This is a genomic window from Ignavibacteriota bacterium (genome assembly GCA_016707525.1).
GTDB lineage: Bacteria > Bacteroidota > Ignavibacteria > UBA10030 > UBA6906 > JAGDMK01.
Window position 1 is genome coordinate 515156 of the sequence record JADJHP010000002.1, and the last position, 25178, is coordinate 540333.

18 protein-coding genes are annotated in these 25178 nt (G+C 61.4%); 5 read left to right on the top strand and 13 right to left on the bottom strand.

Translation table 11 applies throughout. The annotated features are described in order from the left end of the window. The first annotated feature begins 64 nt into the window (after window positions 1-64). Window positions 65-2131: an oligopeptide transporter, OPT family gene (locus IPI01_05880; protein MBK7257326.1), complete on the top strand. Its 2067-nt coding sequence runs from the start codon at window positions 65-67 to the stop codon at window positions 2129-2131. A gap of 130 nt (window positions 2132-2261) precedes the next feature. Beyond that, window positions 2262-3716 (top strand): aminoacyl-histidine dipeptidase, encoded by a 1455-nt coding sequence (locus tag IPI01_05885; GenBank protein ID MBK7257327.1) that lies wholly within the window; start codon window positions 2262-2264, stop codon window positions 3714-3716. A gap of 90 nt (window positions 3717-3806) precedes the next feature. Here IPI01_05885 and IPI01_05890 read toward each other — a convergent pair whose 3' ends face one another. From IPI01_05890 to IPI01_05950, 13 genes are all read right to left on the bottom strand, one after another. Further along, window positions 3807-7538: a DUF1349 domain-containing protein gene (locus tag IPI01_05890; protein ID MBK7257328.1), complete on the bottom strand. Its 3732-nt coding sequence runs from the start codon at window positions 7536-7538 to the stop codon at window positions 3807-3809. Between the two features lie 225 nt (window positions 7539-7763). Further along, the gene (locus IPI01_05895) at window positions 7764-9968 is read right to left on the bottom strand and encodes a T9SS type A sorting domain-containing protein (protein ID MBK7257329.1); all 2205 of its coding nucleotides are present in this window, start codon (window positions 9966-9968) and stop codon (window positions 7764-7766) included. Further along, entirely contained in the window at window positions 9937-11109 is a 1173-nt protein-coding gene (locus IPI01_05900) for an SGNH/GDSL hydrolase family protein (protein MBK7257330.1), read from the bottom strand. Before IPI01_05900 ends, IPI01_05895 begins: the two co-directional genes overlap by 32 nt. Window positions 11110-11257: 148 nt before the next feature. After that, window positions 11258-12010 (bottom strand): SdiA-regulated domain-containing protein, encoded by a 753-nt coding sequence (locus tag IPI01_05905; protein MBK7257331.1) that lies wholly within the window; start codon window positions 12008-12010, stop codon window positions 11258-11260. An 83-nt stretch (window positions 12011-12093) separates the two neighbouring features. Beyond that, the gene (locus IPI01_05910) at window positions 12094-13281 is read right to left on the bottom strand and encodes a lamin tail domain-containing protein (GenBank protein MBK7257332.1); all 1188 of its coding nucleotides are present in this window, start codon (window positions 13279-13281) and stop codon (window positions 12094-12096) included. A 114-nt stretch (window positions 13282-13395) separates the two neighbouring features. Beyond that, window positions 13396-13923: a lamin tail domain-containing protein gene (locus IPI01_05915; protein ID MBK7257333.1), complete on the bottom strand. Its 528-nt coding sequence runs from the start codon at window positions 13921-13923 to the stop codon at window positions 13396-13398. A 50-nt stretch (window positions 13924-13973) separates the two neighbouring features. Further along, a complete protein-coding gene (locus IPI01_05920) occupies window positions 13974-15230 on the bottom strand; it encodes a hypothetical protein (GenBank protein ID MBK7257334.1) in 1257 nt (418 codons plus the stop codon). Window positions 15231-15287: 57 nt separating this feature from the next. Continuing rightward, a complete protein-coding gene (locus tag IPI01_05925) occupies window positions 15288-16757 on the bottom strand; it encodes an inorganic phosphate transporter (protein MBK7257335.1) in 1470 nt (489 codons plus the stop codon). A 7-nt stretch (window positions 16758-16764) separates the two neighbouring features. Beyond that, window positions 16765-17409 carry a DUF47 family protein gene (locus IPI01_05930; protein MBK7257336.1) on the bottom strand — a complete coding sequence of 215 codons (645 nt, stop codon included), beginning with the start codon at window positions 17407-17409 and terminating at the stop codon, window positions 16765-16767. A 33-nt stretch (window positions 17410-17442) separates the two neighbouring features. Further along, window positions 17443-18105: a hypothetical protein gene (locus IPI01_05935; GenBank protein ID MBK7257337.1), complete on the bottom strand. Its 663-nt coding sequence runs from the start codon at window positions 18103-18105 to the stop codon at window positions 17443-17445. Window positions 18106-18123: 18 nt separating this feature from the next. After that, window positions 18124-19653, bottom strand: a complete 1530-nt coding sequence (locus IPI01_05940; protein ID MBK7257338.1) for a DASS family sodium-coupled anion symporter — start codon at window positions 19651-19653, stop codon at window positions 18124-18126. A 12-nt stretch (window positions 19654-19665) separates the two neighbouring features. Beyond that, entirely contained in the window at window positions 19666-20580 is a 915-nt protein-coding gene (locus IPI01_05945) for a Ppx/GppA family phosphatase (GenBank protein MBK7257339.1), read from the bottom strand. Window positions 20581-20590: 10 nt separating this feature from the next. Next, window positions 20591-21178, bottom strand: coding sequence for a hypothetical protein (locus IPI01_05950; GenBank protein ID MBK7257340.1), 588 nt, complete (start codon window positions 21176-21178; stop codon window positions 20591-20593). A 236-nt stretch (window positions 21179-21414) separates the two neighbouring features. On the opposite strand from IPI01_05950, the gene IPI01_05955 reads away from it, so the two are divergent. Genes IPI01_05955 through IPI01_05965 form a run of 3 tightly spaced genes read left to right on the top strand, consistent with a single transcriptional unit; the run spans window position 21415 to window position 25132 of the window. Then, entirely contained in the window at window positions 21415-22332 is a 918-nt protein-coding gene (locus IPI01_05955) for a PhnD/SsuA/transferrin family substrate-binding protein (protein MBK7257341.1), read from the top strand. Continuing rightward, window positions 22329-23795 (top strand): hypothetical protein, encoded by a 1467-nt coding sequence (locus IPI01_05960; GenBank protein MBK7257342.1) that lies wholly within the window; start codon window positions 22329-22331, stop codon window positions 23793-23795. The genes IPI01_05955 and IPI01_05960 overlap by 4 nt, the downstream gene beginning before the upstream one ends. Beyond that, the gene (locus IPI01_05965) at window positions 23792-25132 is read left to right on the top strand and encodes a sigma-54-dependent Fis family transcriptional regulator (GenBank protein MBK7257343.1); all 1341 of its coding nucleotides are present in this window, start codon (window positions 23792-23794) and stop codon (window positions 25130-25132) included. Before IPI01_05960 ends, IPI01_05965 begins: the two co-directional genes overlap by 4 nt. Window positions 25133-25178 lie beyond the last annotated feature (46 nt).

The window sequence follows — 25178 nt, forward strand, 5'->3', positions numbered from 1 at the left end:
CCATTGTCCGGGACCGGACCGGTCCCCGCTGTAGGCTTTCTATTCAACCAACAAGGAGCAATTCATGGCGGAAACAAACTTCAAACCCTACGTGCCGCCGACCACGGACATGAAGGAGTTCACCGTTCGCGCATTGGTGATCGGCCTCGTCATGTGCGTTGTGCTCGGTGCCGCAAATGCGTATCTGGGCTTGAAAGCAGGCATGACGATCGCGGCGACATATCCGGCCGCGGTGATCGGCATGGCATTGCTGCGCCTGGGCAAAGGGACGATCCTGGAAGAGAACTTCGCCCGTACCGTCGGCTCGATCGGTGAGTCCGTCGCCGCCGGTGCGGTCTTCACGATCCCCGCGTTCGTCGTGCTGGGCATCTGGAAGTTCAACACGGGATCCATGTGGACCGAGTACCTCACCTCTGCGGCACTGATGATCCTCGGCGGTCTGCTGGGCATCATGTTCGTGACCGTGCTGCGCCGCGTGATGGTCGAGGATCCTTCGCTGCCGTTCCCCGAGTCGCAGGCAGCAGCCGAGATCCACAAAGCGGGCCAGCGCGGTGCCGATGCCGCTCTGCAGCTCTTCCGGGCGATGGGCGTGGGTGCATTGATCAAGCTGCTCGACGGCTTCGGTGTGTTCCGCGCCTCGAACGATTTCCATGTGATGATCGGCAAGGTGAAAGAAGGCTTTGTCCGCCTCGGTCTCACCGACAATGCGGAGAAGGTGGCCGGCGGCGGTATGACGACGATCTCCGCTCCCGCGGCGACCCCTGCCTATATCGGTGTCGGCTACATCATCGGGCCGGAACTTGGCGCACTCAACTTCGCGGGCGGCCTGCTCGCATGGGGCCTCTTCGTCCCGCTGCTCGTGTACTTCCTCGGGCCGGTGAAGATCGATCAGTATCTGGCCCTGAACAATGGTGACGAAACCGCAGCCTGGGTCGCGCTCACCGGCCACCTGTACCGGTTCATCGTCCGCCCGATCGCCGTCGGCGGTATGCTTGTCGGCGCGACGTTCACGCTGTGGAAGATGCGCAAGAACCTCATCCTCGGGATCAAGCGTGGCATCGCTGATGTGAAGAAGACCGCATCCTCTACCGCGGTGACGAACCGGACGGAGCAGGACCTGCCGTTCAAGCTCGTCATCATGGGCGTGTTCATCATCTTTGGCCTGATGATCGCCCTGTATTTCTACTTCACGGGCATGGTCCTCGGTGCGATCCTGGCCGCCGTGGTGATGCTCGTCGCGGGCTTCTTCTTCGCAGCGGTATCCGGCAATCTCGTTGGCATGATCGGTTCCTCCAACAACCCGATCTCCGGCCTGACGCTTGCAACGACGGTCGTGGCCGCCCTCACGATGGTGATCGTCGGCGTCACCGGACCGCAGGGTGTTGCGGCGGTGCTGGGTGTTGCGGCGGTCGTCTGCGTCTCGTCTGCGGTCGCCGGCGAGATGCTGCAGGACCTGAAGGTCGGCCATATCCTTGGTGGTACGCCGCGGAAGATGCAGGTCGGCGATATCATCGGGGTCATCCTGGCCGGTCTGGTGATGTTCTTCCCCCTGTATATACTCCATAACTCCGATCTTGCCGCCAACCCGGCAGGTGGTTTCGGAGGCAAGACCCTGTCCGCACCCCAGGCAGGACTCATGGCTGCGCTCTCGCAGGGCATCGTTGGTGGTGAAATGGCATGGCCGCTCGTCATCGTCGGTATCGCCATGGGCGTCTCCCTGATCCTGATCAAGGTCCGCAGCCCGATGCTCTTCTCGGTCGGCATGTATCTTCCCCTCGAGACGACCTTTGCGATCTTCATCGGTGGCCTCATCCGGGGCATCGTGGATAAAATGGTCGGCAAGCGCGGCTTCAACGATGCCCAGAAAGCCCGCGTCGAGAACGCCGGGGTCCTGTCCGCCTCCGGGCTCATCGCCGGCGAGGCGCTCATCGGACTCTTCATCGCCGCCGTGGTGTTCGCACGCGATCAGATGGGGCAGAAGGCGGAGTTCTGGATGGTGTCCGGCATGGAAGCCATCGCCCCCTGGCTGGCGCTCCCGGTCTTTGCGATCCTTGCCTGGTATCTCATCTATGTCCCGCTGTCCAAAGCCGGCCGGCCGGAAGAACCAGCCCCGCCGACCGCAATGATGTGATCACACAGTGACTCCCATCGGCCCCGCTCCCGCCTACGGCAAGAGCGGGGCCGATAGGTCTTGACCCAGTGCCCGGCACACCCGGGCCCTATCCGCCCGCAAGGGCAACGTTGAACGAGAGGAGAGCCTCATGTCTGCTGCCATTGAAGGTCTGAAACCCGCGCTGGTGTGGAAGTACTTCGCCGAGATCGCGAAGATCCCACGCTGTTCGAAGCATGAAGAAGCGATCATCAAATACGTGCTCACCACCGCCAGGAATCTGGGTCTGCAGGCGCGCGCCGACAAGTTCGGCAATGTGCTCGTGCAGAAGCCTGCGAGCGCAGGCCGGGAGAAGGTGGGTATGGTCGTGCTCCAGGGTCATCTGGACATGGTGTGCGAGAAGAACAAGGAGACGGTGCACGACTTCTCGAAGGACCCGATCCAGCTCGTCCGTAAGGGGAACATGATGATGGCCAATGGCACCACGCTCGGGGCCGATAATGGCATCGCGGTGGCGACCAGTCTGGCGATCATGGAGGATCGGACGCTGGAACATGGGCCGCTCGAGTTCCTGTTCACGGTGGATGAGGAGACCGGCCTGACGGGTGCCAGCAACCTGGGCTCCGATTTCCTGACCGCGAAAACCTTGCTGAACCTGGATTCCGAGGAGGAAGGTGCGGTGTACGTCGGCTGCTCCGGCGGCAAGAATACGCTCGCGTCATGGAAGCTCGCGGTGGATCCGGCTCCCGCGGGGACCGTCCTGGCCGAGTTGAAGATCGCCGGCCTCAAGGGCGGGCATTCCGGACTGGAGATCGACAAGAACCGCGGCAATTCCATCAAGATCATTGCACGGGTGCTGACGGCGCTCGCTTCCATGGGCGTCCGCCTCGCGACGATCGAGGGTGGCAACAAGCACAATGCGATCCCGCGTGAAGCGGAAGCCATCGTGTGCATCCCGAAGAAGAAGTGGGATGATGCGGCGAAACTCGTGTCCGTGTGCCAGGATGTGGTCCGTGCCGAGCTGGGTTCGGTCGATCCGGATCTGGCCATCACGCTGACCGTTCAGAAGAACAAGAAGGTGAAGGTGCTGAAGAAAGCACTCCAGACAAAGGTCCTGCAGACCCTGGCAGCGCTGCCGCATGGCGTGATCAAGATGAGTTCCGACATCCCCGGGCTGGTGGAGACGTCGACGAACGTCGCTACGATCAAGACGACGAAGAAAGCGGTGGAGATGGCGACGAGCCAGCGGAGTTCGGTGGCATCGGAGATCATGGATGTCTGCCACACGGTCCGGGCGATCTTCGAATTAGGCGGTGCAGAGGCGAGCCATACCGATGGGTATCCGGGCTGGAAGCCGGACCTCAACTCACCGGTCCTCAAGGTCGCGAAGCAGACGTACAAGAACCTGTATGGCAAGGAAACGGAAGTGAAGGCGATCCACGCCGGTCTCGAATGCGGGATCATCGGGGAACGCTATCCTGGCATGGATATGCTGAGCTTCGGGCCGACACTCGAGATGGTGCACTCACCGGAAGAGCGCATGCACATCGATACGGTCGAGAAGTACTGGAACTTCCTGCTGGGTATTCTGAAGAACATGAAGTGATGTGACCCCGGACGTGTAGGGGCGGTGCATGCACCGCCCCTACGTCACGTTCGTATGGCCCTGGTGCCCCTGTGTTCTCGATCCTGATGGCTACCGGACCAGCAGGAGTTTCCGGTTGGCCGTGAACGTCCCCGCGATCATCCGGCAGTAGTACACCCCCGAAGGAAGTCCCGCCGCATCGAAGGTGACCTCGTGCAGCCCTTCGCCCCGTTCTCCTTCCACAAGCGTCGCAACCTCCGACCCCAGCGTGTTGTAGATCCGTATCTGCACCTGTGATGCTGTGGGCAAGGCGTACCGGATGGTCGTAGACGGATTGAACGGATTCGGATAGTTCTGCATGAGTCCATACGTTGCCGGCGCGCTGACGTCCGCACCCTGGCGTATCCCCGCGATCTCCCCGATCCTCGGGGTCAACGGCGCCGCAGTGTTGAAGAAGTAGTCGATCAGCGCATTGAATGCAGGGGGATTTGACCCCGCATTCCCCGCGAACGGGCCGATCGCCGTAAGCGTGATGGTTGCCGGGAATGTCACTGCGCTCCGCCAGCTCGTCCCATTGCTCGAGAATGAACCTGTCCAGGTGTTGCCCGTACGCTGGACGCGGAGATACAGCGGCGCTCCGCTGGCAATGACGGTATCCTTCCTGACCGTGGGACTCCCTGCGCTGAAGCTGGCGGCGAAGAAGCGCGTGTTGGCTGCGTCGCGCACGAAGTCGAAACGGACGAACGTGGTCGCATCCTGCACGGCGATGATGCCGGCCGTCTGGTACTCCGCGCTCATGGCCGCATCGAATTTCGCTTCCACGGATACATCGGCATTCGGCACCGTCTGCAGGAGGCGGGGCGCGTTCATGGAGCCGGTCCAGAGGTCGTGCTCCGTGCCGGCCGGGATGGCGAAGCGCACCGCGGATCCCGTCATCGAAACGGATGCATCGCCGAGCGGATTGACGAAGGTCCAGAGCGATCCGTTCAGGGACGGTCCATTGAAATTGTCCGACGCGACACCAACGGGTGGTGTCATGACATGGAGCCTGGCGCCGGCGCTGGTATCGGCGCCGACGCTGTTGGTGACGATACACCGGAACATCGCCCCGCTGTCGGCGGCTGACGTGGCGCTGATCGTGTAGGAAGCAGATGAGGCAGAGGCGATCGGTGCCCCGTTCCTTTGCCATTGAAATGTCAGCGGGGTGGTGCCGGATGCCGTGATGGTGAATGTTGCAGGCTGTCCGGCAGTGACCGTTGCTGCCTGGGGATCCGTGAGCACCGTGGGTGCCACCGGCACCGGCGGACCGTCCTCAGGAGCGATCGGTGAAGAGGTATTGAACACATAGTCGATCAGCGCCGTGAACGCCGGCGTCGATGAGACCGGAACCCCGTGGTTCCCCGCAAACGGGCCCGCCGCCGTCACGGTGAGGGGCTGACTGAACACCGCTGCGGTGACCCACTGGGTCCCGTTCACAGAATAGGATCCGGTCCAGGTGGAACCCTCCCGGCGCACGCGGAGATGGATCGCGCCGCTGGCGACGATCGCGGTGTCCTTGCGGACCGTCGCTGAACCGCCGAAGAACGTTGCGGCGAAGAAACGCGTTGAGGACGCATCTTTGACGATGTCGAACCGGATGAGGTTCGATGCATCCTGCTGGACGATGATCCCCTGCATCTGATACTGCGTCGCAAGGCTCGACTCGAACCTGACGTCCATCGAGAAATCGGTATTCGGGATCGACTGGACGATGCGGGGCGCGTTGAAGCCGCCGGTCCAGAGGTCATGCGAGACCCCGGCAGGGATCGTGATCGCCAGGCGCGCATCCTGTGTTCCGGTTCCCGTGAGAGCAAAGGATGCATCCCCGAGGGGATCCACCATGCTCCACAATGAGGTATTGATCGACGGCCCGCTGAAATCGTCAGAGGTCACGGCAGGTGATGCCGGGATCTGCGTCACCGTGAGCACCGCTGTATTGCTGACCGCGTTCCCGGAACCATTGGTGACCACACAGCGGAAACCCGCCCCGCTGTCGGCTGCCGTGGCCGCCGGTATGGTATACGAGGATGCCGTGGCCCCATTGATGGGAATGGTGTTGCGTTGCCACTCATACGAGAATGGCCCGGTCCCGCTCGCGCTGACCGTGAAGGTCACCGGTTGGCCCGCGACAACGGCCTGCGATTGTGGGTGTCCGATGATCGTGGGCGGCAGGGGGGTGATGGAACCGTCTTCGGGGTCGATCGGCGATGCCGTGTTGAAGACGTAGTCGACGAGCGACGTGAAGGCCGGTGGCGTGGAACCCGCGTTGCCTGCGAAGGGGCCGATCCCCGTGAGCGTGAGCGTGGAGGAGAAACTCACTGTGGTCTTCCACGTGCTCCCATCATAGGAGAACGAGCCGGTCCACGTGTTGCCCGTGCGGTTGACGCGCAGGTACAGGGGCGAGCCGCTTGTGATGGCCGTGTCCTTCCGTACCGTGGGCAGGCCGCCGTTGAACGTGGCAGCGAAGAAACGGGTCCTGGAAGCATCACGGACGAAGTCGAATCTGATGAACGTGGATGCGTCCTGCACCGCGATGAGCCCCTGTGTCTGATACTCGGCATTCATGGTGCCATCGAACTTCACGTCGACAGTGAAGTCCGCATCCGGGACGGACTGCAGGAGGCGCGGGGCCGTAAGTGTCCCCGTCCAGAGGTCATGCGTCGTGCCGGCCGGTACGGTGATCGCGAGGCGCGCATCCTGAGTCCCGGTTCCTGTGACAGCGAATGTCGCGTCTCCGAGCGGGTCGACCGCTGACCAGAGCGCACTGTTGATCGCGGGGCCGCTGAAATCATCCGATACGATGGTGTTCGCTGACGGGGGGATGCGTTGGACGGTAAGGCGGACCGCACGTGAGGTGTCGGTCCCCGTACCATCGCTGACAATGCACCGCAGCAGCGCACCACTGTCGGATGCCGCGGCGTTCGCGATGACGTACCGTGCAGAGTTCGCTCCGGGGATCGGGGAACCGTTCTTCTGCCACTCGTAGCTCAGCCCGGGATCGCCAAAGGCGATCACCTGGAATGAGGTCGAATCGTTCTCCATGACCGCGCGGGCCCGGGGGTGCATCGCGATCACAGGGAAGGGCGGGGGCGTGGTCACGATCGTGGCAACCGCACGATCGTAGAGCACCGCGTGACCGGCATTGTTCAGGTGGACCTGGTCCGAGTCGTAGATCGGGAGGATCCTTCCGTCGGCATCGGCGACACCCGTCCAAAAGTCGACAGCCCTGTCCGGGAAGGCCTCGAAGGTCGATTGTACCATCGTGGCGAGGAGCGCTCGTGCCGCCACATCACCATTGGTTCGCGGTTGGGGCGTTGAGATCCACACGGGGACTTGCTGTGCTGCTGCCGCGGCAACGATGGCGGTGTAGTTCGCCATCTGGAGCTCGATCGGAACATGGAGGTCGCAGTCGTTCGTCGGTAAATTGATGATGATCAGGCTCGGGTTGAGTGCGAGTGCCGCCGTGATGTTGTTGTTCGTTGCAGGGGAGTATTCACTGGTGTTCCAGGGGGAGGGAGGCACATTTCCCGTGGGCATGACGCTGAATGTGGTGTATCCGCCGACCCCCAGATTGATGACCTCAGAACCCGGGACCGTCGTCGCAAGATACGCCGTGTACCGGTTGACCCATGAAAGGGAGAGCGGACTGGCATTGGCCCCGGCTGCGGTTGATGATCCCAGGACAACGACGCGGAGCGTGGTTCCCTGCGCGATAGCCTTTGCCGGCTGCATGATGCTGAGGAGACAAAAGAGGAAAAGGCTCAGGCGGGCTGCAGCTCTGCCGGAACGGAGGTCAAAGGCCATTGAAGCCCCGAATTGGTATATGAGGGAGAATTTGGGGCCGGCCTTCGGAATGGGATCCAGGAATGGGGTGCAGGTGGATCGATGTCAAAGGACCGGGTATATAAAGAGAGCTAATGCTATCAGAACGCAGGTAGCTTGAAAAATGTTCCGGTTTTTGCCGTAAAATCTTCGAATATGCAGAATTTCCGGAAAAGCGCAGATCGACCCCGTTCCAGCCGCGACGGACTATTTAATCAGAATCATCCGCTTCGTGGACACGAATCCGCCTGACGTCATACGACACAGATACACGCCGCTGGGCAGCCCGGCTGCATTCCAGATCACGGTGTACTTCCCCGGGTCCCGCACTTCATTGACCAGGATTGCGATCTGCTGCCCCAGCACATTATGAATGGCAACCGTGGTCAACTGTCGGTCGGGAAGAGTGAACTCGATCCTGGTCGAAGGGTTGAATGGGTTCGGATAATTCTGGCCGAGTGCGTACTCCGTCGGCCTGGCGTCCGCCGGCTCTCCAGTTCCCGTCGTCAGAAGCGAAGCATTCCTCCCATCACGGGCATCCTCCAGTTCGGCCACGACGGTTCCGGATGAGATCAACCGGAGGGTGAACAATTCGCCGTTCACGGGGATCCCCTGGCCGGATCCGGTGGGAGCGGCGATATGAACTTCCAGGTCCTCCTCTCCCGCGCGGGTATAGACGAACGGAGATGGAGCAACCGCTTGAAGCAGTGCACCCGGCAGGAGTCCGGCGAACCGGTGCGCGATGCCGGGGAACCGCAGGGAGAGTCCATGGAGGCCAGCATCCGTGCCACGGAGGAAGACGGGGAGGATGGTTGTATCCCCGCTGCTCCGGCTTGCCCCCACTTCAACGATAAGGGGCACCGACCCGGTGCGGACGGTCTTGGGAACCGGCGCGGGCCCCGTCGTGCCGTACATCAGAGCCATGATCATCAGGTCATCGAAGTCGATCACGCCGTCTGCCATAGGCATCGAGTAGGGCGTTCCATCGAGCGTCGGGCCGATATCGCACTTGGCCTGGTATGCACTCTGGATCGTTCCCGCGGGGGGGCGGGTCGACCAGTATGAAAGTGACCAGACGTTCAGGTCGTCAAATCCCACAACGCCGTCACCACGTGTGGTGATGCCGCCGGGTGCTGCAATATCGCCGAGAAAGATGGCTACGGTGAATGTGTCGGCCTCAGCGTGTATCGTGACGGTGCTTCCGCCGAGCGGTGCTGCGAATGCAACATCAGATGCGGTGATCGTGGATCTGCCCGGCCTGCGCACGCTCAAGAGCACACGGGCAAGCGTCTGCGTGAACGGCTGCATCGTCATCGTGTCGGAGAACGTCGCTGACAGCCGCACCGTCCCGGCCACGGTGTCCAATGTGGCCTGATATGCCAATGCTCCTTGAAGGAGTGCCCCCGTTGTGTCAAGCCCGTTCCATGCGAGCCGCGTGGGGTCCCAGTGAACGGTCAGGCTGCAGGCCGAGAAGGTGACGGGATGCGCCGTCCCCACATGCACCGGGACGATGCTGTGCACATCATACGACCAATCCTCTGTACTATCCGATGGCGGGTTCGCCCACACGGTACCCGGAGTAAATGTCGTCCTGCCGATGGCCAATGAGTCGGAGAGCACGAGGACCGGCGGGATGGTCGAGAAACTAAACGCCTCCGACCACGCGCCCCAGGCGCCAGGGTGTGATGAACGAACGCGCCAGTGGTACGTCACCCCACGGACGAGGCCTGTCAGATGATACGACGTGCTCTCGGGAGGCAGATGGACCGCCAGGAGCGGTGCATCCCATGTGGTCGTATCGCACACGACCATCAGTGAATCGCCCGTGGTGCCTGTGGATGTCCAGTCCAGGTCGAGCAACAGTGGCAGGTCCGCCGATCCGGATGCCGGAGAAATTGCGACGGGTGCATCCGGAACGATGACCGGGTCCTCCGGGACAACGGGTGCGGCCGTGTTGAAGAAATAGTCCACCTGCGCGGTGAATGCCGGGGATGCTTCCGGCGTCTCCCCTGCATTGCCGGCGAAGACCCCGCCGGCAGTCGTGACAAGGGAGAAGGAGAACCGTGCGGCAGTGACCCACTCCGTTCCATCGAACGAGAATGATCCGGTCCAGATGCTGCCTTCGCGTTTCAGGCGCAGGAACCGCGGGGCAAGTCCGCCGAGTGTGGAATCCTTGCGGACCGTCGGGATCCCGTCCTTGAATGTTGCTGCGAACACATGGGGCCTGAATTCCTGGTGCACGACGTCAAAGCGGACCAGATTCGCGCTGTCCCGCTGGACGACCAGCCCCTGCATCTGATACTTCTGTGACGGCGTGGAAGAGAACTTCACCTCGATCTCAAAATCACTGTTGGGGAACTGCTGGAGGATCTGAACCACCTCACTGGTGTTGGTCCACAGATCGTGATTCACCCCTCCCGGGAACGGAGATATTCAGCCAGGCGTCGTCCGAACCTGTTCCTGTGAAGCTCAGGGTCGCGTCATGGAGTGGATCTTTGAATTGCCATACGCTCATGTCGAGCGCGCTTCCCGAGAAATCATCCGAGATGATGGTGGCGGAGGGGGGCACTACCGGGGTGATGACGGTCAGCCGGGCGGCATTCGACACGGCATTCGTTGCTCCATCGGTGATCACACAGCGGAAGAGTGCTCCGCTGTCGGCAAGCGACACCGCCGTGAACGCGAGCACGGGAGATGTTTCACCGGGGAGATCGATGCCATCGCGCTGCCATTGGTACTCCAGGGGCCCGCTCCATGAGCCGATCGCCAGGAACGAGACCGGGTTGCCTTCGGTCACGATGCGTGCGCGCGGGTGCATCGCGACGAAGGGTTCAGCGGGTTGTGTGAGGTTCACCGTCGCGATGGCCCGCTCGGAGAGGAGCGCATGACCGGCATTGTTCAGATGTACCTGATCGGAGTCATAGACGGGGAGGATCCTCCCGTCGGCATCCGCAATATCGGTCCAGAAATCGATCGTCCGGTCCGGGAAGGCTTCGAAAGTCGCATCGACCATCGCGCGGAGCAGTGCCCGCGCCGTGGCGTCACCGTTGGTACGCGGTTGGGGAGTGGCTATCCAGACGGGGACATGCTGAGCCGCGGCGGCCGTGATGATGGCGGCATAGTTGGCCATCTGGAGTTCTACCGGGACGTGGAGATCGCCATCGTTCGTCGGGAGATTGATGATGATCAGGTCCGGGTCGAGCGAGAGTGCCGCGGTGATATTCCGGGTTGCCACGGGAGCAAAAGCACTGGTGTTCCAGGGTGCAGGGGGCGTGCTTCCCGTCGGCATGATATTGAAGGTCGTGTATCCGCCGACCGCCAGATTGGTGACGCTGGATGCCGGTTCTTGTGCAGCAAGATATGTTGTGAACTTGCTTACCCAGGAGTTCGAGAGGGGCGTCGCGTTGGCTCCCGCAGCGGTTGACGATCCAAGGATGACCACCCGTGGAGAATCCACACCGGCATGGAGCGGTGTCCGGCTGGCGGATGCCATCAGGCATATCGCTGTCAGGACGAAGGTCATCCGCCGATATGATGAACCGTGCATGCGCATGTTCTATCCAGGTGTGAGGGGACCGCTACGGTGAACGGAGGAAATATGGTGAATCTGCGGATCCCGGGGTGTGATGGGAATCACCCGGCCGCTTCAGGAAAAACGGGCCTGAAACGGTGGAAAGACTCAGGTGATCGGGTGCTGCAGGTCAGGGGCGGGCGAAGACATAGAATTTGGCGTCGGAATCCGACACGAGGTAGAGTCGATCGCCAATGAAAGCGATACCTTCCCCTTGCTCCAGCGGTGAAGCCCAGACCCCAAGCAATTGTCCCGACCGGGAGTACTTCAAGACCCTGCGCGACTCGTCGCTGACCACCCACCAGGCATCGGTGACAGCATCGTAGCAGATATCGGAGATGTCGGAGGTTTCGGAGAGCGTGAGGCGGCGGACCTCCGATGTGCCGGAGTATTCAGCGAGCGCCGTCGGTGTCTTTTCGTTCAGGACGATGATATGTCCGTCCGGGTTGACGGTGATCCCTTCGAGTGCATGCTTGGGATCCGTTCTGATGAGGACCGGTTGGGATGATATCTTCGTGCCATTCGGGAGGAAGCGTGTGATCTGTGATGCGGTTTCTTCAACGACATAGATCGTATCGGCATTGGGCGACAGCGCGATGCCCTCCAGGTCCGAGGCCGTGACAGGGATCGAGGACAGCACCCTTCCGGTGGTGTCGATGATGAAGATCTCCTGGCGCGAATCGGAGACCATGTACAGCGTCCCGGTCTTCGGAGCGTAGGCGAGGCCTGAAGGTTCTCCGACGCTCATCGTGCCGACGCTGATCAGCGTGAGGTCCTTCACCGGGAGTGTGGATCCCGTTGGGGTGACGGGCGGTTCGGTACGGGCACAGCTGAGAATGCCCAGAAGGACCGTGGTCGCGAGGATGCTCAGCGGCTGTCGCATGGAAACGCCTTTGGTGATCCGTGAACGAGCCGGCGGGCCGGACGCCGTGTGGCGTGCGCCGGCCCGCCGGAGGGAACAGAAGCTTACTTCATGAGGAGCAAGCGGGTGGTCGCCGCAAAACCTGCCGATGAGAGCCGGCACAGGTACACGCCGGAGGCAAGGCCGCTGGCATCGAACGTCACGACGTGCTGCCCGGCGGATTGCTGGCCATCGAACAATGTCGCCACTTCACGTCCGAGCAGGTCGTAGATCTTCAGACTCACCTTGGATGCTGTCAGCATATCGTAGCTGATGGTCGTCGTCGGGTTGAAGGGGTTCGGGTAGTTCTGATGGAGCGCATAACGGGAGACAACGGCCTCATACTCTTCGACGGCGGTCCCCGGACCGTTGCTTGCGCCGCGGGTCACCGGGCTGAGCTTCGCGAACGTGACGCTTCCGTCGGGTTTGCGTGCCCAGCTGGTATCCACGCCAAGTGCCGGGATCACGACACTGTCGATGATGAAGCCGCCGGCATTCTCAAGCCACACGGTCTCACCGCCGCTCGACAGCCCGAATCCGTCTGCGATGGAGGCGCTGGTTGCGGTATCCACGATCACGACATGGAACCCCTTCGCGGGGATGATGGTCCCGGCGGGGAGGGCCTTCTTGGGTTTGGTGCCGCCCTGGCCGCCGGTGTCATAGATCTTGTAGCCGCTGACGTCGATCTGGGTCGATGCGCCGTTGTAGATCTCGATCCAGTCCAGATTGCCGGCCGCGCCACGCGAGTAGATCTCATTCATCACGATGAGAGGTTCGTTGTTGGTGCCGCGCGTCATCGGCGAGAGCTTCACGAAATTCGTGGAGCCATCCGGTTTCCGTGCCCAGCTCGTATCGAGACCGAGGGCCGGGATCACGACACTGTCAATGATGGTGCCGCTGGCGTTCTCGAGCCACACGGTCTCGCCGCCACTCGACAGGCCGAAGCCGTCAGCGATGGACGCGCTGGTTGCGGTGTCCGTGATGACCACGGTGAATCCCTTTGCTGCCAGGATCGTTCCGGCGGGGATGGCCTTTTTCGGCTTCGTACCGCCCTGGCCGCCGGTGTCGTAGATCTTGTATCCGCTGATGTCGATCTGGGTCGCCGCACCGTTGTAGATCTCGATCCAATCGAGGTTGCCCGCTGTGCCGCGGGTGAAGACCTCGTTCATCTTCACGGCGGACTGGCCATAGCCGATCATGGTGGCTGCACAGAGCAGCACCAGGACCGTCAGGAGCAGTGTGCTTCGTTTCATGGTCTCTCCAGAAATGTGAGTGTCACGGGGGCCCGGCCACCGTGACGAAGGTACAAAGGGAGCCGTGCGGTGGTGCAGCCGGAGGTCCGGCCGCACCGCATCACGGGGTATCACTTACTGCCTGTTCGCAGCGCCGCGTGTGAACCCGGACAGTACTGCCCAGGTCGCCCCGCCGTCAGGAAAACGGCCGAAGGATTGCGCCGTGTCCATCGCGAGGAACGTGATGGTGTCGATCAGGGTACCACTCGCATTCTCCAGCCAGACCTGTTCCCCTGCGCTGGACAGGCCGAAGCCGTCAGAGACTGCCGCGCTGGAGTTCGTATCGGTCACAACAACAACGAAACCCATGGCGGGGACGATGGTCCCTGCGGGAATGGTTTTCTTCTCTTTGACACCCGTCTGCCCGCCCGCATCGTAGATCTTGTAGCCACCGATATTGATGGGGAGGGACGACGGATTGTAGATCTCCACCCAGTCCAGGTTACCCGGAGTGCCGCGGGAGTAGACCTCGTTCAGAATGACTTCGCCGGGGACCACCGGTGGTGGTTCCACGAGCGCTGGCTCCTGCCGCGAGCAGGAACTCAGCACCGCGAGTCCGATGACCAGGAACAAGCTGAGGCAACGTGCCGATAACGTACGCATGATGGTATCCTTACAAGAAGTTACGCAAATGGGATGAAAAAGTCACCGTGTCACAGCGAGGCCTGGAAGCGCATCTGCATGAACGAGAAATTGTCGCCACCCACCATGCGGCCCTTGCTCGTGGCATATTCATCCAGCTTCACCGAGGACCAGTTCAACTGGATCTTGAAATTCAGATTCGGGTAGTAGTTGAGCCCGAGCATGAGCTGGTTGCATTTGCCACCCATGATGCCGGCATCGGCGTCGTTCAGGCTGAGGACGCTGTAGCGTGCCGCAAGTTCCACCGCACCCCATGCCGAGCATGGCTCGTCGATCGGACCGAATTCGCCTTCGTCCACGTAATAGACGCGCGATTCGCCGGTGAGCATCCAGGTCACGGTGCCGTATCCGCCCACGAAGGTGGCGGTCGGTTTGCCGTACCAGCGCTTCACCGATGTGGCCTGCACTTCGCCTTGCATGTAGATCGGGCCATACACGCCGGCAAGCTCGCCGCCGAGACGGTCGTAGTGGTTGACGCCTGCGATGTCACCAGTGTGCAGTGGCTTCGGGTCGAACACGTACGTCTCGGTCCGTGCCTTCAACTCGATCGTATTCGGGGCAAGATCCGGCGACACGTCGGGCGTCTTGTACGAAGCGGCTGCGCCGATGTGCAGGGTCCGCCCTTTTGCGTTGATCGGAGCACAACTGACGCGGAGGTTGGTCGAGAACCCCTCATCAAGCGTCCCTTTGTCCACCCTGGTCCCGAGTTCGTGGCCGAACACCCCGACCGTCACCTGGCCGAGATCGCCCCAGTACCTGCCGGCGAGGCCCATGCGGCGGCCGAGCGGGAAGGCATTGGAGACCGTGGAACGCTCGAGGAACGTGAGCAGGCGCGAACTGTTCAGGCGTTCGAGGCCGAACGGCTCCTTGAAATTACCGACCTGCAGGGCCGCATTCATCTTCGGGAAGTTGTAGCGGATCCAGATATCGCGGGCATCAAGCACCGCGTCACCGAAATCCATGTCGATCTCTGCCTGCCAGTTCTTCCAGAGCACGCTCTTCAGGGCCAGGGTGGCGCGGCGCATGATCGTGCCATTGCTGAGTGGATTCTTGTTCTCGAAATACAGCCCTGCGTCGATCTGAATGCGGGAATCGATCCACCACTTGAAATCGCCATCCTTTGACTCGAACACGAGTTTGCCGGAGCGTGCCTCGACGCCGAGGGGAACCTGGGGCCCGGTCTGGGTATCGCCTTCGCCCTGGGCCAGTGCGGTGCCGGCCCATGACACCAGCATGATACTCAGGAGAACGTAACAGACGGTCTTCATGATGCTGCTCCTTTACAGTATGTGATAGGTACGACGTCGTTCAGATGCATGTGAAACCTAATGTTTGCGGAGGAGGTCGTAGAGGACCGCCTTTTGTTCTCTGCGCTGCTGTGCCGCGGGTTCATTCCCCGGCAAAGGGGCCCAGTCCGGCGAACCCTGCTCGAGCGCGCGTTCGAATTGCCACCGGTGCGGGAACACCGTTCCCTGAAATCCCGCGAGTGACCGGCGTTGCGTGGGCAGGAGGAAATCGGCAGAGAGCCGGCTGTCCACCCGCACGGTGTCCACCACGACCGAATCCAGACGCGCACAGGCGAAGATGATCACCAGTTGCTGTTCGGTCCATACTCCGCTGTTCTCCAATGACCTCCTGAAATCCGAGGAGCCATCGTACCGGGTGCCGGTCAACGGTGCGATCGAGGTAGTGTCGACGCCGCCACGGTGCACTTCACGGAGCACATCGTGCGTGACCGCATACGGGGTCAGGCGGACGACGTTCTGTTCGAACACATTCTGGACGAAGAACAGGAGGATGAATGCAATGATACCTGCCACGACCGGTGCGATGACCCATCCGGCTCCGATCCGGAGGAGGACCGCATAGTTGATCCCGCGTCCGCCCTGCGCAAGTCCGACCCCGATGACGGCACCGATCACCACCTGGGTGCTCGACAGCGGAACGAGCGGGAAACTCGGCAGGCCAGCATCGATCAGCAGGCCTTCAAGGGCCTGCGATGTGAACAGGAACAGGACGATCGATTCCGCGACCACCACCACGAGTCCGGACAGCGGGGTGATCTTGTACAGGTCCTTCCCCACGGTCTCCATCACACGCTCGCCGTACGTATAGATGCCCACCGCGATCGATGCGCCACCGATGAAGAAGAGCTGCTCGGTCCCGGAGATGCGCACCATCTGCAGCAAGGTGAGGTCCGAAAACGGGGAGGCGGGGACGAACATGCCCATGACATTGGCGATGTTGTTCGCACCCAGCATGTATGCCGCGATCGCCGCTCCGATCATCAGGCCGGTGCGTGTCCAGGCATCGATGTGGAGCATATGGAAGCGCATGTTGCGCAGGATCACCCCGACCAGCTTCAGGAGCACGAACGCAAACACGGCCGCGAGGATCGGCCCGATGAGCCATGTCGACACGATCTTGGAGAGGGAGGTGGTGTCGGTGGGCGACCCGGTGAACATGTTCCATCCGATGATCCCGCCTACGACGGCCTGGGATGTGGAGACAGGCAGTTTCAGCCTGGTCATCCATGCGACAGTAAGGCCGACGGCAAGGGCGACGGTGAAGCAGCCGGCGATGGCGTTGACCGCACCCAGCGTGTTGAGGGTCTGCGTCGTGCCGGCGCCGCTGAAGACCGCTCCCAGGAGGACGAAGATGCCCGCCACGACCGCGGCCGTGCGAAAACGCACCATGCGGGAGGCGACGGCGGTCCCGAAGACGTTCACCGCGTGATTGGCCCCGAGCGACCATCCCAGGAACACCCCGGTGCTGATGAAGAGCCAGTTGATCATGGCCGGCCTAGAGGCTCCGCTTGATGGTGGCGATGGCAAGACGGTCGCAGACGTCCTCTGCTTCGTCCGCGATCGCCTCGATATGATAGGTGAAATAGCGCATGTGGATCTTCTTGCTCAGATCGATGTCCATCCGGAAGATGTTCCGCTTGATCCGGTCGCCGATCATGTCCGATTGCTTCTCGTAGAACATCGCCTTGTTGATGTAGTCCCGCACCTGGTCCGGTTCGCGGAAATAGGCGCGGATCGCGCTGACCATGTGCTCCACGGTGGACATCGCCGCATCGGTCAGGTCCAGGTACAGCGGCTTGAATTCCTCCATCACCTCGGGAACCTCCACATCGAACTGTGCGAGGGTCTCGGTGATCCTGTTGAGGACCCGGTCACTGCTTTCGAGGAGTCCCAGAACGTCGCCGCGCGACTCCGGGATGAGTGTCTCCATGTAGAGCTTCGTCTCGATCGAACGGCGCAGGGTATCGCCGGTGCTCTCGATATTCTCCAGGTCCTGCATATGAACGGCGAACTGATCGGTCTGCCCGCGCAGGTAGCACTTCATGCCTTCCTTGAAGACCAGTGCGCCGCGGATGACCTGGTCCAGGTATTCGTCGATCTGTCGTTCGAGTTTTCTGGTCTTACGGAGCAGAAGATCCATTGCCATTGTCCTTCAACACGTTGCGAAAAAAGATCAGATAGAGGACGCCGACGATCCCACAACAGATGAGAAGGAGAGGGATCTCTTCGGCTTGGCAGCGGAACTGACCCGGCAGCCGTCGCTCAGCCCCAGGCCCGCTTTGTGAATGCTGATGCCCGAGCGGTCATCGGTTTCGAAGATCGTGAAGGGTGCCGCAGGTTCTTTTTCGGTCTGCGCCGGGTCCGAGGAAACGACCGACGTGACCGCAAACCCGGGCGGGAGTACCAGGGCCCCGGTGTACTGAGAGATCTGGCGGGTGGTCGTATTGCGGAAACTCAGCACGACGGTCCGGTTCCCGAACTCGCCGGCCTTCAATCCCCGCCACGCCGGGAGCGTATCCACGGTCATGGTGAGCACGAGCGACCCCCCGGAAGCGTGGCTGCCCATCAGGTGGATCATCGGGATGCCATCCCGTATGACGAATGCCGCTGAAATGCTGCTGTCCGAGGTTCCGATCACCGCCCCCGGGATGCCGCGGTCGAACGGGACATCCATCGGCAGCAGGAGAGACGAGTCGGGCGTGATGGTGCAGGCGACCACGCCGGCACCATTGCCGAGCACGGTGATCCTCTCGTCGAGCCGGTACGATCCCTTGCCGGCTCCCCGGAGGGGGAGGGCGAAGAGGACCAGCAGCAGTATGATGCATCGCATCCGCATGAGATGTACCCTGTCTGCCTAGAGCCCCGGTGTGAGGCCCAGGAAGTGGAACCATGTGAATCCTGCGATCGTCAGCAGCAGGATCCCGATGGTTGCGATCACAAACCCGAACTTGAGATTGTCCAGTACGGAATATTGCCCCGTCGTGAAAAGGATCACGTTGGGCTTGGCGCTGATCGGCAGCCCGATCACCCAGTCGATCGTGAACGCGGCCGGGAGTGCGAGCGCCAGGGGGTTGAACCCGAGTTGCTGCGCCAGCGCGATGATGAACGGGATCAGGATGATGGTCCGCATCGTCTTGCTCGTGAAGACCAGATGGGAGTACATCATCAACGAGATCACAATGATGTAGACCGTCCAGAAATTCACATGGGTGCCGAAATTCAGCGCCCGGAAGATGTTCTGCACGACCCACGTGGCGGCGCCGGTGTCGTTCAGTGCGAGTCCCCCGGCATACGCCCCCGCGCTGAAGATCATCAGATGCCACGGGATATCTGCTTCATTCCATTGCAGGATCCCGATGCGCGGGGAGAGGGTGATGATGGCGCCGACGAGGGCTGCCATGACCGCGTCGATCTCGAAGCCGAACCACTGCATGTGGAACCGGTCGGTGACCCACAGGAACACCACGATCCCGAAGATCAATGCTCCTTTTTTTTCCTGCAGGGAGACCGGTCCCATGGCGTGAAGCTGTTCTTTCAATGCATCCATGCCGCCAGTGATCTGGGGGCGCACCTCGTCCGGTTTGAGCCGGAAGAGCAGGCGCGGGCCGATCACCCAGGCGATCGCCATGGCGATCAGGGCGATGGGCAAACTGGCGAACATCCAGTCGGTGTAGTAGACCTTGGATCCCGTCATGTTCGCGATGAATGCGATGGCGATCAGATTGGCGGTGCTCCCCGTCATGAATGCCGAGGAGAAGATGTTGATCCCGAGCAGGTTCTGCAGGAAGAGGTTGCGCCCGAAATTGTTCGGGGTCTCCGCGGTGGCGCCGTAGATCGCGCCGACAACCATCATGATCGGGAGCGTCATGACGGTCCGTGCGGCCGTTGCCGGGATCAGGGGGGCGAGGCAGAGTTGCAGCAGGAGGAACGCGAGGAGCATGGGACGTGCACTGGAGCCGAATCGGACCACCAGGGTCAGCGCTGCCCGCTTCGCAATGTTCGTCTTGATCAGCACCGAACTCAGGATGAAGGCCAGCACGTTCAACCAGATGACATCGAACCCCAGCACGCCGAGGACATTCTTGCTTTCCCACCCATCCAGGAAGACCAGTAACGCCATGAGTATCAACGACGTTACGTACGTCGGCACCGGCTCCGCCACCCACCAGATCAATGCAAGCGAGAAGCTGGCGATCACCGCCTGGCCGCCTGCCGTCAGTCCGGCAGGCGTCGGCATGTAATACAGCGCCAGAAAGACCGCCAGTCCGATGGGAACGCCGAGATACTTCATCCAGCGTTCCATCGGTGTGGCTTTCCGCTTGTGAACGACCGAGAGCTTGTGTTTCTCCAGGTCGAGCAGATCGTCGAGGGGGCGTTCGGTCATGGATGGCTGCCGTCAGGCTCCGAACCGGTCGACCAGCAGGCCATGTCGCAGCCCGCGATCACTCACGGTGAAGATGTCCTTGTGGAGCTTCTCCATGATGGTATGCACGATGCAGAGTCCGGCGAGGATGACATCCGCACGCTTGGGCTGGAGCCCGATGACGTGGCGGCGGTCCTCCACGGACCGTGACCTGTACAGCTCGATCTGCCGGTCGATCTCCCATTTGTCAATGGTCGAACCCTGCACGATGTCCGGGTCGTATTTGGCAAGGCGATGCCGTACACCCGCGATGTTCGTGACGGTCCCACCCATGCCCACCAGCGCATCGGGGGCTGCCGCGGCATCAAGGCGTTCGAGGTCCTTGCCGACCGCATCCATTGCTTCTTTGAGACGCTCCGGCGTGACCACGTCACCAAGCCCGAATGATTCCGTGAAGCGGAGGGCTCCGACATTCAGGCTGAAGCGGTCCTGCACTGCCGTGCCCTTGCCGAAGACGAACTCTGTACTGCCACCGCCGGTGTCGAAGATCACCATGGAACCGTCGGAGAGTCCGACGCCGGATTTGACTGCGAGGTAGGAAAGACGGCTTTCCTCCTCACCGGGGATCACTTCGATCGCCAGTCCGCAGCGTTCACGGACGCGATCGATGAATTGCTTGCTGTTCCTCGCTGTGCGCAGGGCCATGGTGCCGACCGCGGCGACCGCGCCGGCACCTTCCTTTGCCGCTTCGGCGACCATGCCGGCGATCGCGGCGACATTCCGCTCCATCGTCTCGGGGCCGATCTCACCGGTCGACTGCAGCGTCTCTCCAAGCCGGGTGAGATCAGCGCGGTCAAGCACCACGCCCCACGTCCCGTCGTCCTTGCGTTCACCGATGTGGAACTTGATCGAATTGGTGCCGATATCAATGACGGCAAACCGTGCCATGGCCCGCTCCTTATGCTGTCATGTTGACGAGTGACTTCAGACCGCGGAGGTAGTTGATGTTCGGATAGCAGTCGAGGCCGAGTTCGCGGACCGTGGCAATGACCTTCGCCGGATCCTCGGACTCGATGGCGACCGTCCGCGTCTTGCGCCCGTCAGCGGTCACTTCCGCCATCTCGGCGATGCATCCGTTGATCGTGTACCCGGTACGGACCTTCTTGACGTCCACTGCGCGGAGATGCTTGCTGGGCTTGATGAGTTCGTCGATGAACTGCTGAAAGGTGTATTCGGTGCGGGCGAATGCCGGCGGCTGGACTCGGAATGCGGCGAAGACATTCACGATCTCAGCAACGGGAAGGGGGAAGGAACCCTTCATGATGGGCTTCCACTGCTCGAGGCTGTCGTCATTGACCTGTTGCAAGGTCTTGATGTCCATGAGCATGTCGCGAACCTTGGTATTGTCATTGCTCACTGCCGACAGGATGTAGACCTCGGCACTCTCCCTGACCTTCTCCGGCGTGAATGCAGCGACGCGTTTCTCGGCTTCGCCAAAACCTTCGCCGAATGTTCTCCATTCCCAACGGGGGATGATCTTCTCCATGAGGTACTCCGTGATGTGTTGTAACTGGGGGTGTTTGTATGATTGGAATGAGAAATTCTGTTCACTTTCCATGCCACACACAAGAGTGACGTTTCCGATCTGTTTTCAGCGATTCTGGATCGATCTTGGATGGCGGAGGGCGAAATTTCGCCGTTCGGGTGACGGTTTTTCGCCTTTTCCATTGCATATGGAGGGCGAGGCTGGTATCTTCACGTATCATCTATTAAAGAGCAGCCATGCAGCATCGCCTCCGCGCCGCATCCCTCCTTCTTATCATCGTCCTGTTCCTCGGCGTTGCGAGCCTCATTCTCTATTCCTGGACGACCGATATCGGGCAGGGATTCCCCCCATCTCCGCCCGGCCAGCGATCATCGGCAGTCAGCCGCAAACCCGTGCTCTCCATAGGCGTCGTTTCGAGATATCCTCCACCGGTGATCTACCACGGCTACCAGCCGATCATGGATTATCTTACGGAGCGAACTCCGTACATCTTTGAGCTCCGGCCGGCGGGCTCATATCAGGAAGCCGTGGATCGCCTTGTGCGGGGGGAAACCGCCGCTGCCTTCCTGGGAACCTACATCTACGTCCGGGCACACGATCAGTTCGGCGTGCAGGCCATTCTCAAGCCGCTGAATGAGAATGGCGAGCCTCTCTCCCGCTCCGTGCTGATCACCCGTTCCGGTAGTCCGATCCAGAATGTGCGCGACCTGGCGGGCAAGCGGCTTGCCCTGCCATCCCAGGATTCATTCTCCGGCAATTGGCTCCCGCTGGCGGAGTTCGGCCCGGACGAGGCTCCTGTCGTCCGCCATTTCTCTCACCACCATTCGGTGGTGTACCAGGTCTTGCGCGGGGCATTCGATGCCGGCGTGGTGAAGGAGCGCGTGGCCCGGGAATTCACCAACCGGGATATCCGCATCGTCCTCTCTTCGTCACCGATCCCGGGTTCGCCCCTCGTCGTCCGGAAAGATTGTGATACCGCGATCGTCCGGGCGATACGCACAGCGCTTCTCGACATCGACGTGCGGCGATCGTATGACAGAGAACTCGTGCAACAGTGGGACCAGGAATTCCGGTATGGGTTTGCGGAGGCGACCGAGGAGGACTTCAACGGCATCCGTGGTCTGCTCCAGGGACGGGGAGGGAAGCGCCCATGACCACGTCCGTCCGCCTGAGCCTGAAGGCGCGCCTCATGCTCATCATCGGGGGCATCACCGCGCTCCTGATGACCGTGATCTCCATGAGCATCCTGTACCAATGGCGGGTCATGATCGTGGAGAATCAACGGCACAATGCCGAAGGCGTGACCCGTGCCATCGCCATCACCCTCACGGATGCCTTCCTCTATGGTGAATCGGAAGACCCACCCCTGGAGGACCTTCTCGAGAGGAACGTGCGGAGCTTCGGGCTCACGATCCCCGGCCTCCGCTGGATCGCGGTGATCGACAACAACGGGACGATCCTGGCCCATAGCAATGATGCGATGGCAGGGCATCCGATCGGTGATACACTCAAGGCTGCCATCCTGCGGGCCGACCGGCTGATCAGTGCGATCTCGCATGACGATCACCAGGGGTGGGTGTTGGAAACGGCCCAGCCCCTCAGTGTGGGTGGGAAGCGCTGGGGAGTGGTGCACGTCGCCTTCGATGCGGAGACCACCCACCGGGAGATCCGGTCCCTGTTCTTTCTCCTCATGGCGCTGACCTGGGGGACGACGGCGACGACGTTGATCATCCTCTATCTGCTGATCGGGCGCCTGACGGATTCGCTGCATCAGTTCGTTGTGCTCATGGACCGGACCGGCCTGGAGTCGGAGGAGATGGTCACTGTCGCCCGGCGCTCGGATGAGATCGGCTTCCTGTTGCACCACTTCGGCCTGCTGCGTCAACGCCTCGCCCAATCGCGGCGGGAGCTCCTTGCCGTGCAGGAGCAGATCGCCCACGCTGAGAAACTCGCTTCGATCGGGCGTCTCGCCTCCGGCGTCGCGCACGAGATCAACAATCCGCTGGCCGGTCTGAAGAACTGTCTCTATGCGATCGAGCGTGAGCCGGAGAATTATACCCAGACACGGCTCTACCTTTCGCTGATGAAGGAGGGGATGGAGTACATTGAAACGGTCGTCCAGAAGCTCCTCGGGTTCGCGCGCCAGCAGCCGGCGAGCATGCAACCGGTGGACATCAATGCCGTGATCATGAAGGTCGTCCGCCTCGTCGACTACAATATCAAGAAACGGAAGATCGTCCTGCATACGGACCTTGCGGAGGGCCTGCCGGTGCTGACCGGTGATCCCCAGCTCCTCGCCGAGGTGTTCATGAATATCCTCCTCAATGCCATCGATGCGGTGGAGGAGCGGGGGCGGATCACTCTCGTTTCGGCATGCACCGACGGCATCGTGGCTGTGCATATCACGGACGACGGGATGGGGATCGATCCGGAGCACCTGGCGCACATCTTCGATCCGTTCTTCACGACCAAAGGGCCGAAAGAGGGGACCGGACTGGGGCTGTCGGTCAGCCTCGGCATCGTCGAGACCCACGGCGGCCGCATCCGGGTGCGGAGCGAGCAGGGAAAGGGGTCCGATTTCAGTGTTGAGTTGCCAGTCGAGGGAAGGGGCCGATGAAGATCCTTGTTGTTGAGGATGAGAAGATCCACCGCATCACGCTCGCCGATCTCCTGAAAAAGGATGGGCACGCCGTCACGGCGTGCGCCGACGGGGATGCGGCACTCTCCCAACTGGCGTCGGAGACATTCGAGCTCGTTCTTTCTGACCTGCGGCTGCCCGGTGCCGGCGACCTCGATGTCCTCCGCGATGCCAGGGCCCGTTCCCCGGAGACGATCGTCATCATGATGACCGCGTACGGGACTGTGGATACCGCGGTGGAGGCGCTGAAACTCGGCGCCTATGATTATCTCGTCAAGCCGTTCGCTCCGGACAAATTGCTGAGCATTCTCCGTCACCTGAATGAGTTCCGGCGGGTGATGGACGAGAACCAGCAATTGCGCCAGAAGATCCAGCAGATCGAAAAGCGCCCCATCATCGGAGATTCGCCGGTGATGCGAAAGCTCTCGGAGACGATCCGTGCTGTCGCCTCCCGCGAGTATACCGTTCTGATCAGGGGGGAGAGCGGTACGGGAAAAGAACTGGTGGCGCGTGCACTCCATGACCTGAGTCCACGGAGGGACCGCCCGTTCGTGACCCTCAACTGTGCCGCGCTTCCTGCGTCGCTCCTGGAAAGTGAATTGTTCGGCCACGAAAAGGGGGCGTTCACCGGCGCCATCCGGCGGCACGATGGCTATGTGGAGCGCGCCGCGGGGGGGACGCTTTTCATTGACGAGATCGATGATCTGCCGATGGACCTGCAGCCCCGGTTGCTCCGGGTGCTTCAGGAGAAGGAGATCGTCCGCGTGGGCGGATCCAGCATCATCCCCGTCGATGTGCGGATCCTCGCGGCCAGCAAGGTGGAACTGCAGGATGAGGTCAAGGCCGGCCGTTTCCGGCCGGACCTGTTCTACCGCCTGAATATCATCCCGGTGATGATCCCTCCGCTCCGTCAGCGGAAAGAAGACATCGTCCCGCTCGTGGCGCACTTCTTCGAGAAGCACGGGGCGAAGGACAGATTCCGTCTGCTGTCGCCGCAGAGCTTCGATGACCTGCGGAGGTATGCGTGGCCCGGGAACGTCCGCGAACTGGAGAACCTCGTGGAGCGGATCATCGCGCTGTCGGATTCGCTCGCGGTCCAGGACATCCTCCATGAAACCCTCGGAGACGCGACCGGGGATGTGCCCGCGGATGCCACCGCGAACCCGTCGTCCTATACCGCACTGATGGAAGAACGGGAACGTGAGATCATCATGAAGGCGATGGAGCAGTCGGGGGACAACGTCGCCGCCGCCGCACGATTGCTCGAGCTTCCGCGCAGCACGCTCCGGAGCAAATTGGAGAAATGGCAGCAGTGAACAAAGCGGTTTGATTCCACGGAGGCATTTTGTACATTGACGCGAT

Coding starts and splice junctions, on each gene's coding strand:
- IPI01_05935 (MBK7257337.1), bottom strand. CDS start 18,105: ATGCGGATGCGATGCATCATACTGCTGCTGGTCCTCTTCGCCCTCCCC.
- IPI01_05955 (MBK7257341.1), top strand. CDS start 21,415: ATGCAGCATCGCCTCCGCGCCGCATCCCTCCTTCTTATCATCGTCCTG.
- IPI01_05890 (MBK7257328.1), bottom strand. CDS start 7,538: ATGGCCTTTGACCTCCGTTCCGGCAGAGCTGCAGCCCGCCTGAGCCTT.
- IPI01_05880 (MBK7257326.1), top strand. CDS start 65: ATGGCGGAAACAAACTTCAAACCCTACGTGCCGCCGACCACGGACATG.
- IPI01_05925 (MBK7257335.1), bottom strand. CDS start 16,757: ATGATCAACTGGCTCTTCATCAGCACCGGGGTGTTCCTGGGATGGTCG.
- IPI01_05950 (MBK7257340.1), bottom strand. CDS start 21,178: ATGGAGAAGATCATCCCCCGTTGGGAATGGAGAACATTCGGCGAAGGT.
- IPI01_05900 (MBK7257330.1), bottom strand. CDS start 11,109: ATGCGCATGCACGGTTCATCATATCGGCGGATGACCTTCGTCCTGACA.
- IPI01_05945 (MBK7257339.1), bottom strand. CDS start 20,580: ATGGCACGGTTTGCCGTCATTGATATCGGCACCAATTCGATCAAGTTC.
- IPI01_05905 (MBK7257331.1), bottom strand. CDS start 12,010: ATGCGACAGCCGCTGAGCATCCTCGCGACCACGGTCCTTCTGGGCATT.
- IPI01_05930 (MBK7257336.1), bottom strand. CDS start 17,409: ATGGATCTTCTGCTCCGTAAGACCAGAAAACTCGAACGACAGATCGAC.
- IPI01_05915 (MBK7257333.1), bottom strand. CDS start 13,923: ATGCGTACGTTATCGGCACGTTGCCTCAGCTTGTTCCTGGTCATCGGA.
- IPI01_05965 (MBK7257343.1), top strand. CDS start 23,792: ATGAAGATCCTTGTTGTTGAGGATGAGAAGATCCACCGCATCACGCTC.
- IPI01_05910 (MBK7257332.1), bottom strand. CDS start 13,281: ATGAAACGAAGCACACTGCTCCTGACGGTCCTGGTGCTGCTCTGTGCA.
- IPI01_05940 (MBK7257338.1), bottom strand. CDS start 19,653: ATGACCGAACGCCCCCTCGACGATCTGCTCGACCTGGAGAAACACAAG.
- IPI01_05960 (MBK7257342.1), top strand. CDS start 22,329: ATGACCACGTCCGTCCGCCTGAGCCTGAAGGCGCGCCTCATGCTCATC.
- IPI01_05885 (MBK7257327.1), top strand. CDS start 2,262: ATGTCTGCTGCCATTGAAGGTCTGAAACCCGCGCTGGTGTGGAAGTAC.
- IPI01_05920 (MBK7257334.1), bottom strand. CDS start 15,230: ATGAAGACCGTCTGTTACGTTCTCCTGAGTATCATGCTGGTGTCATGG.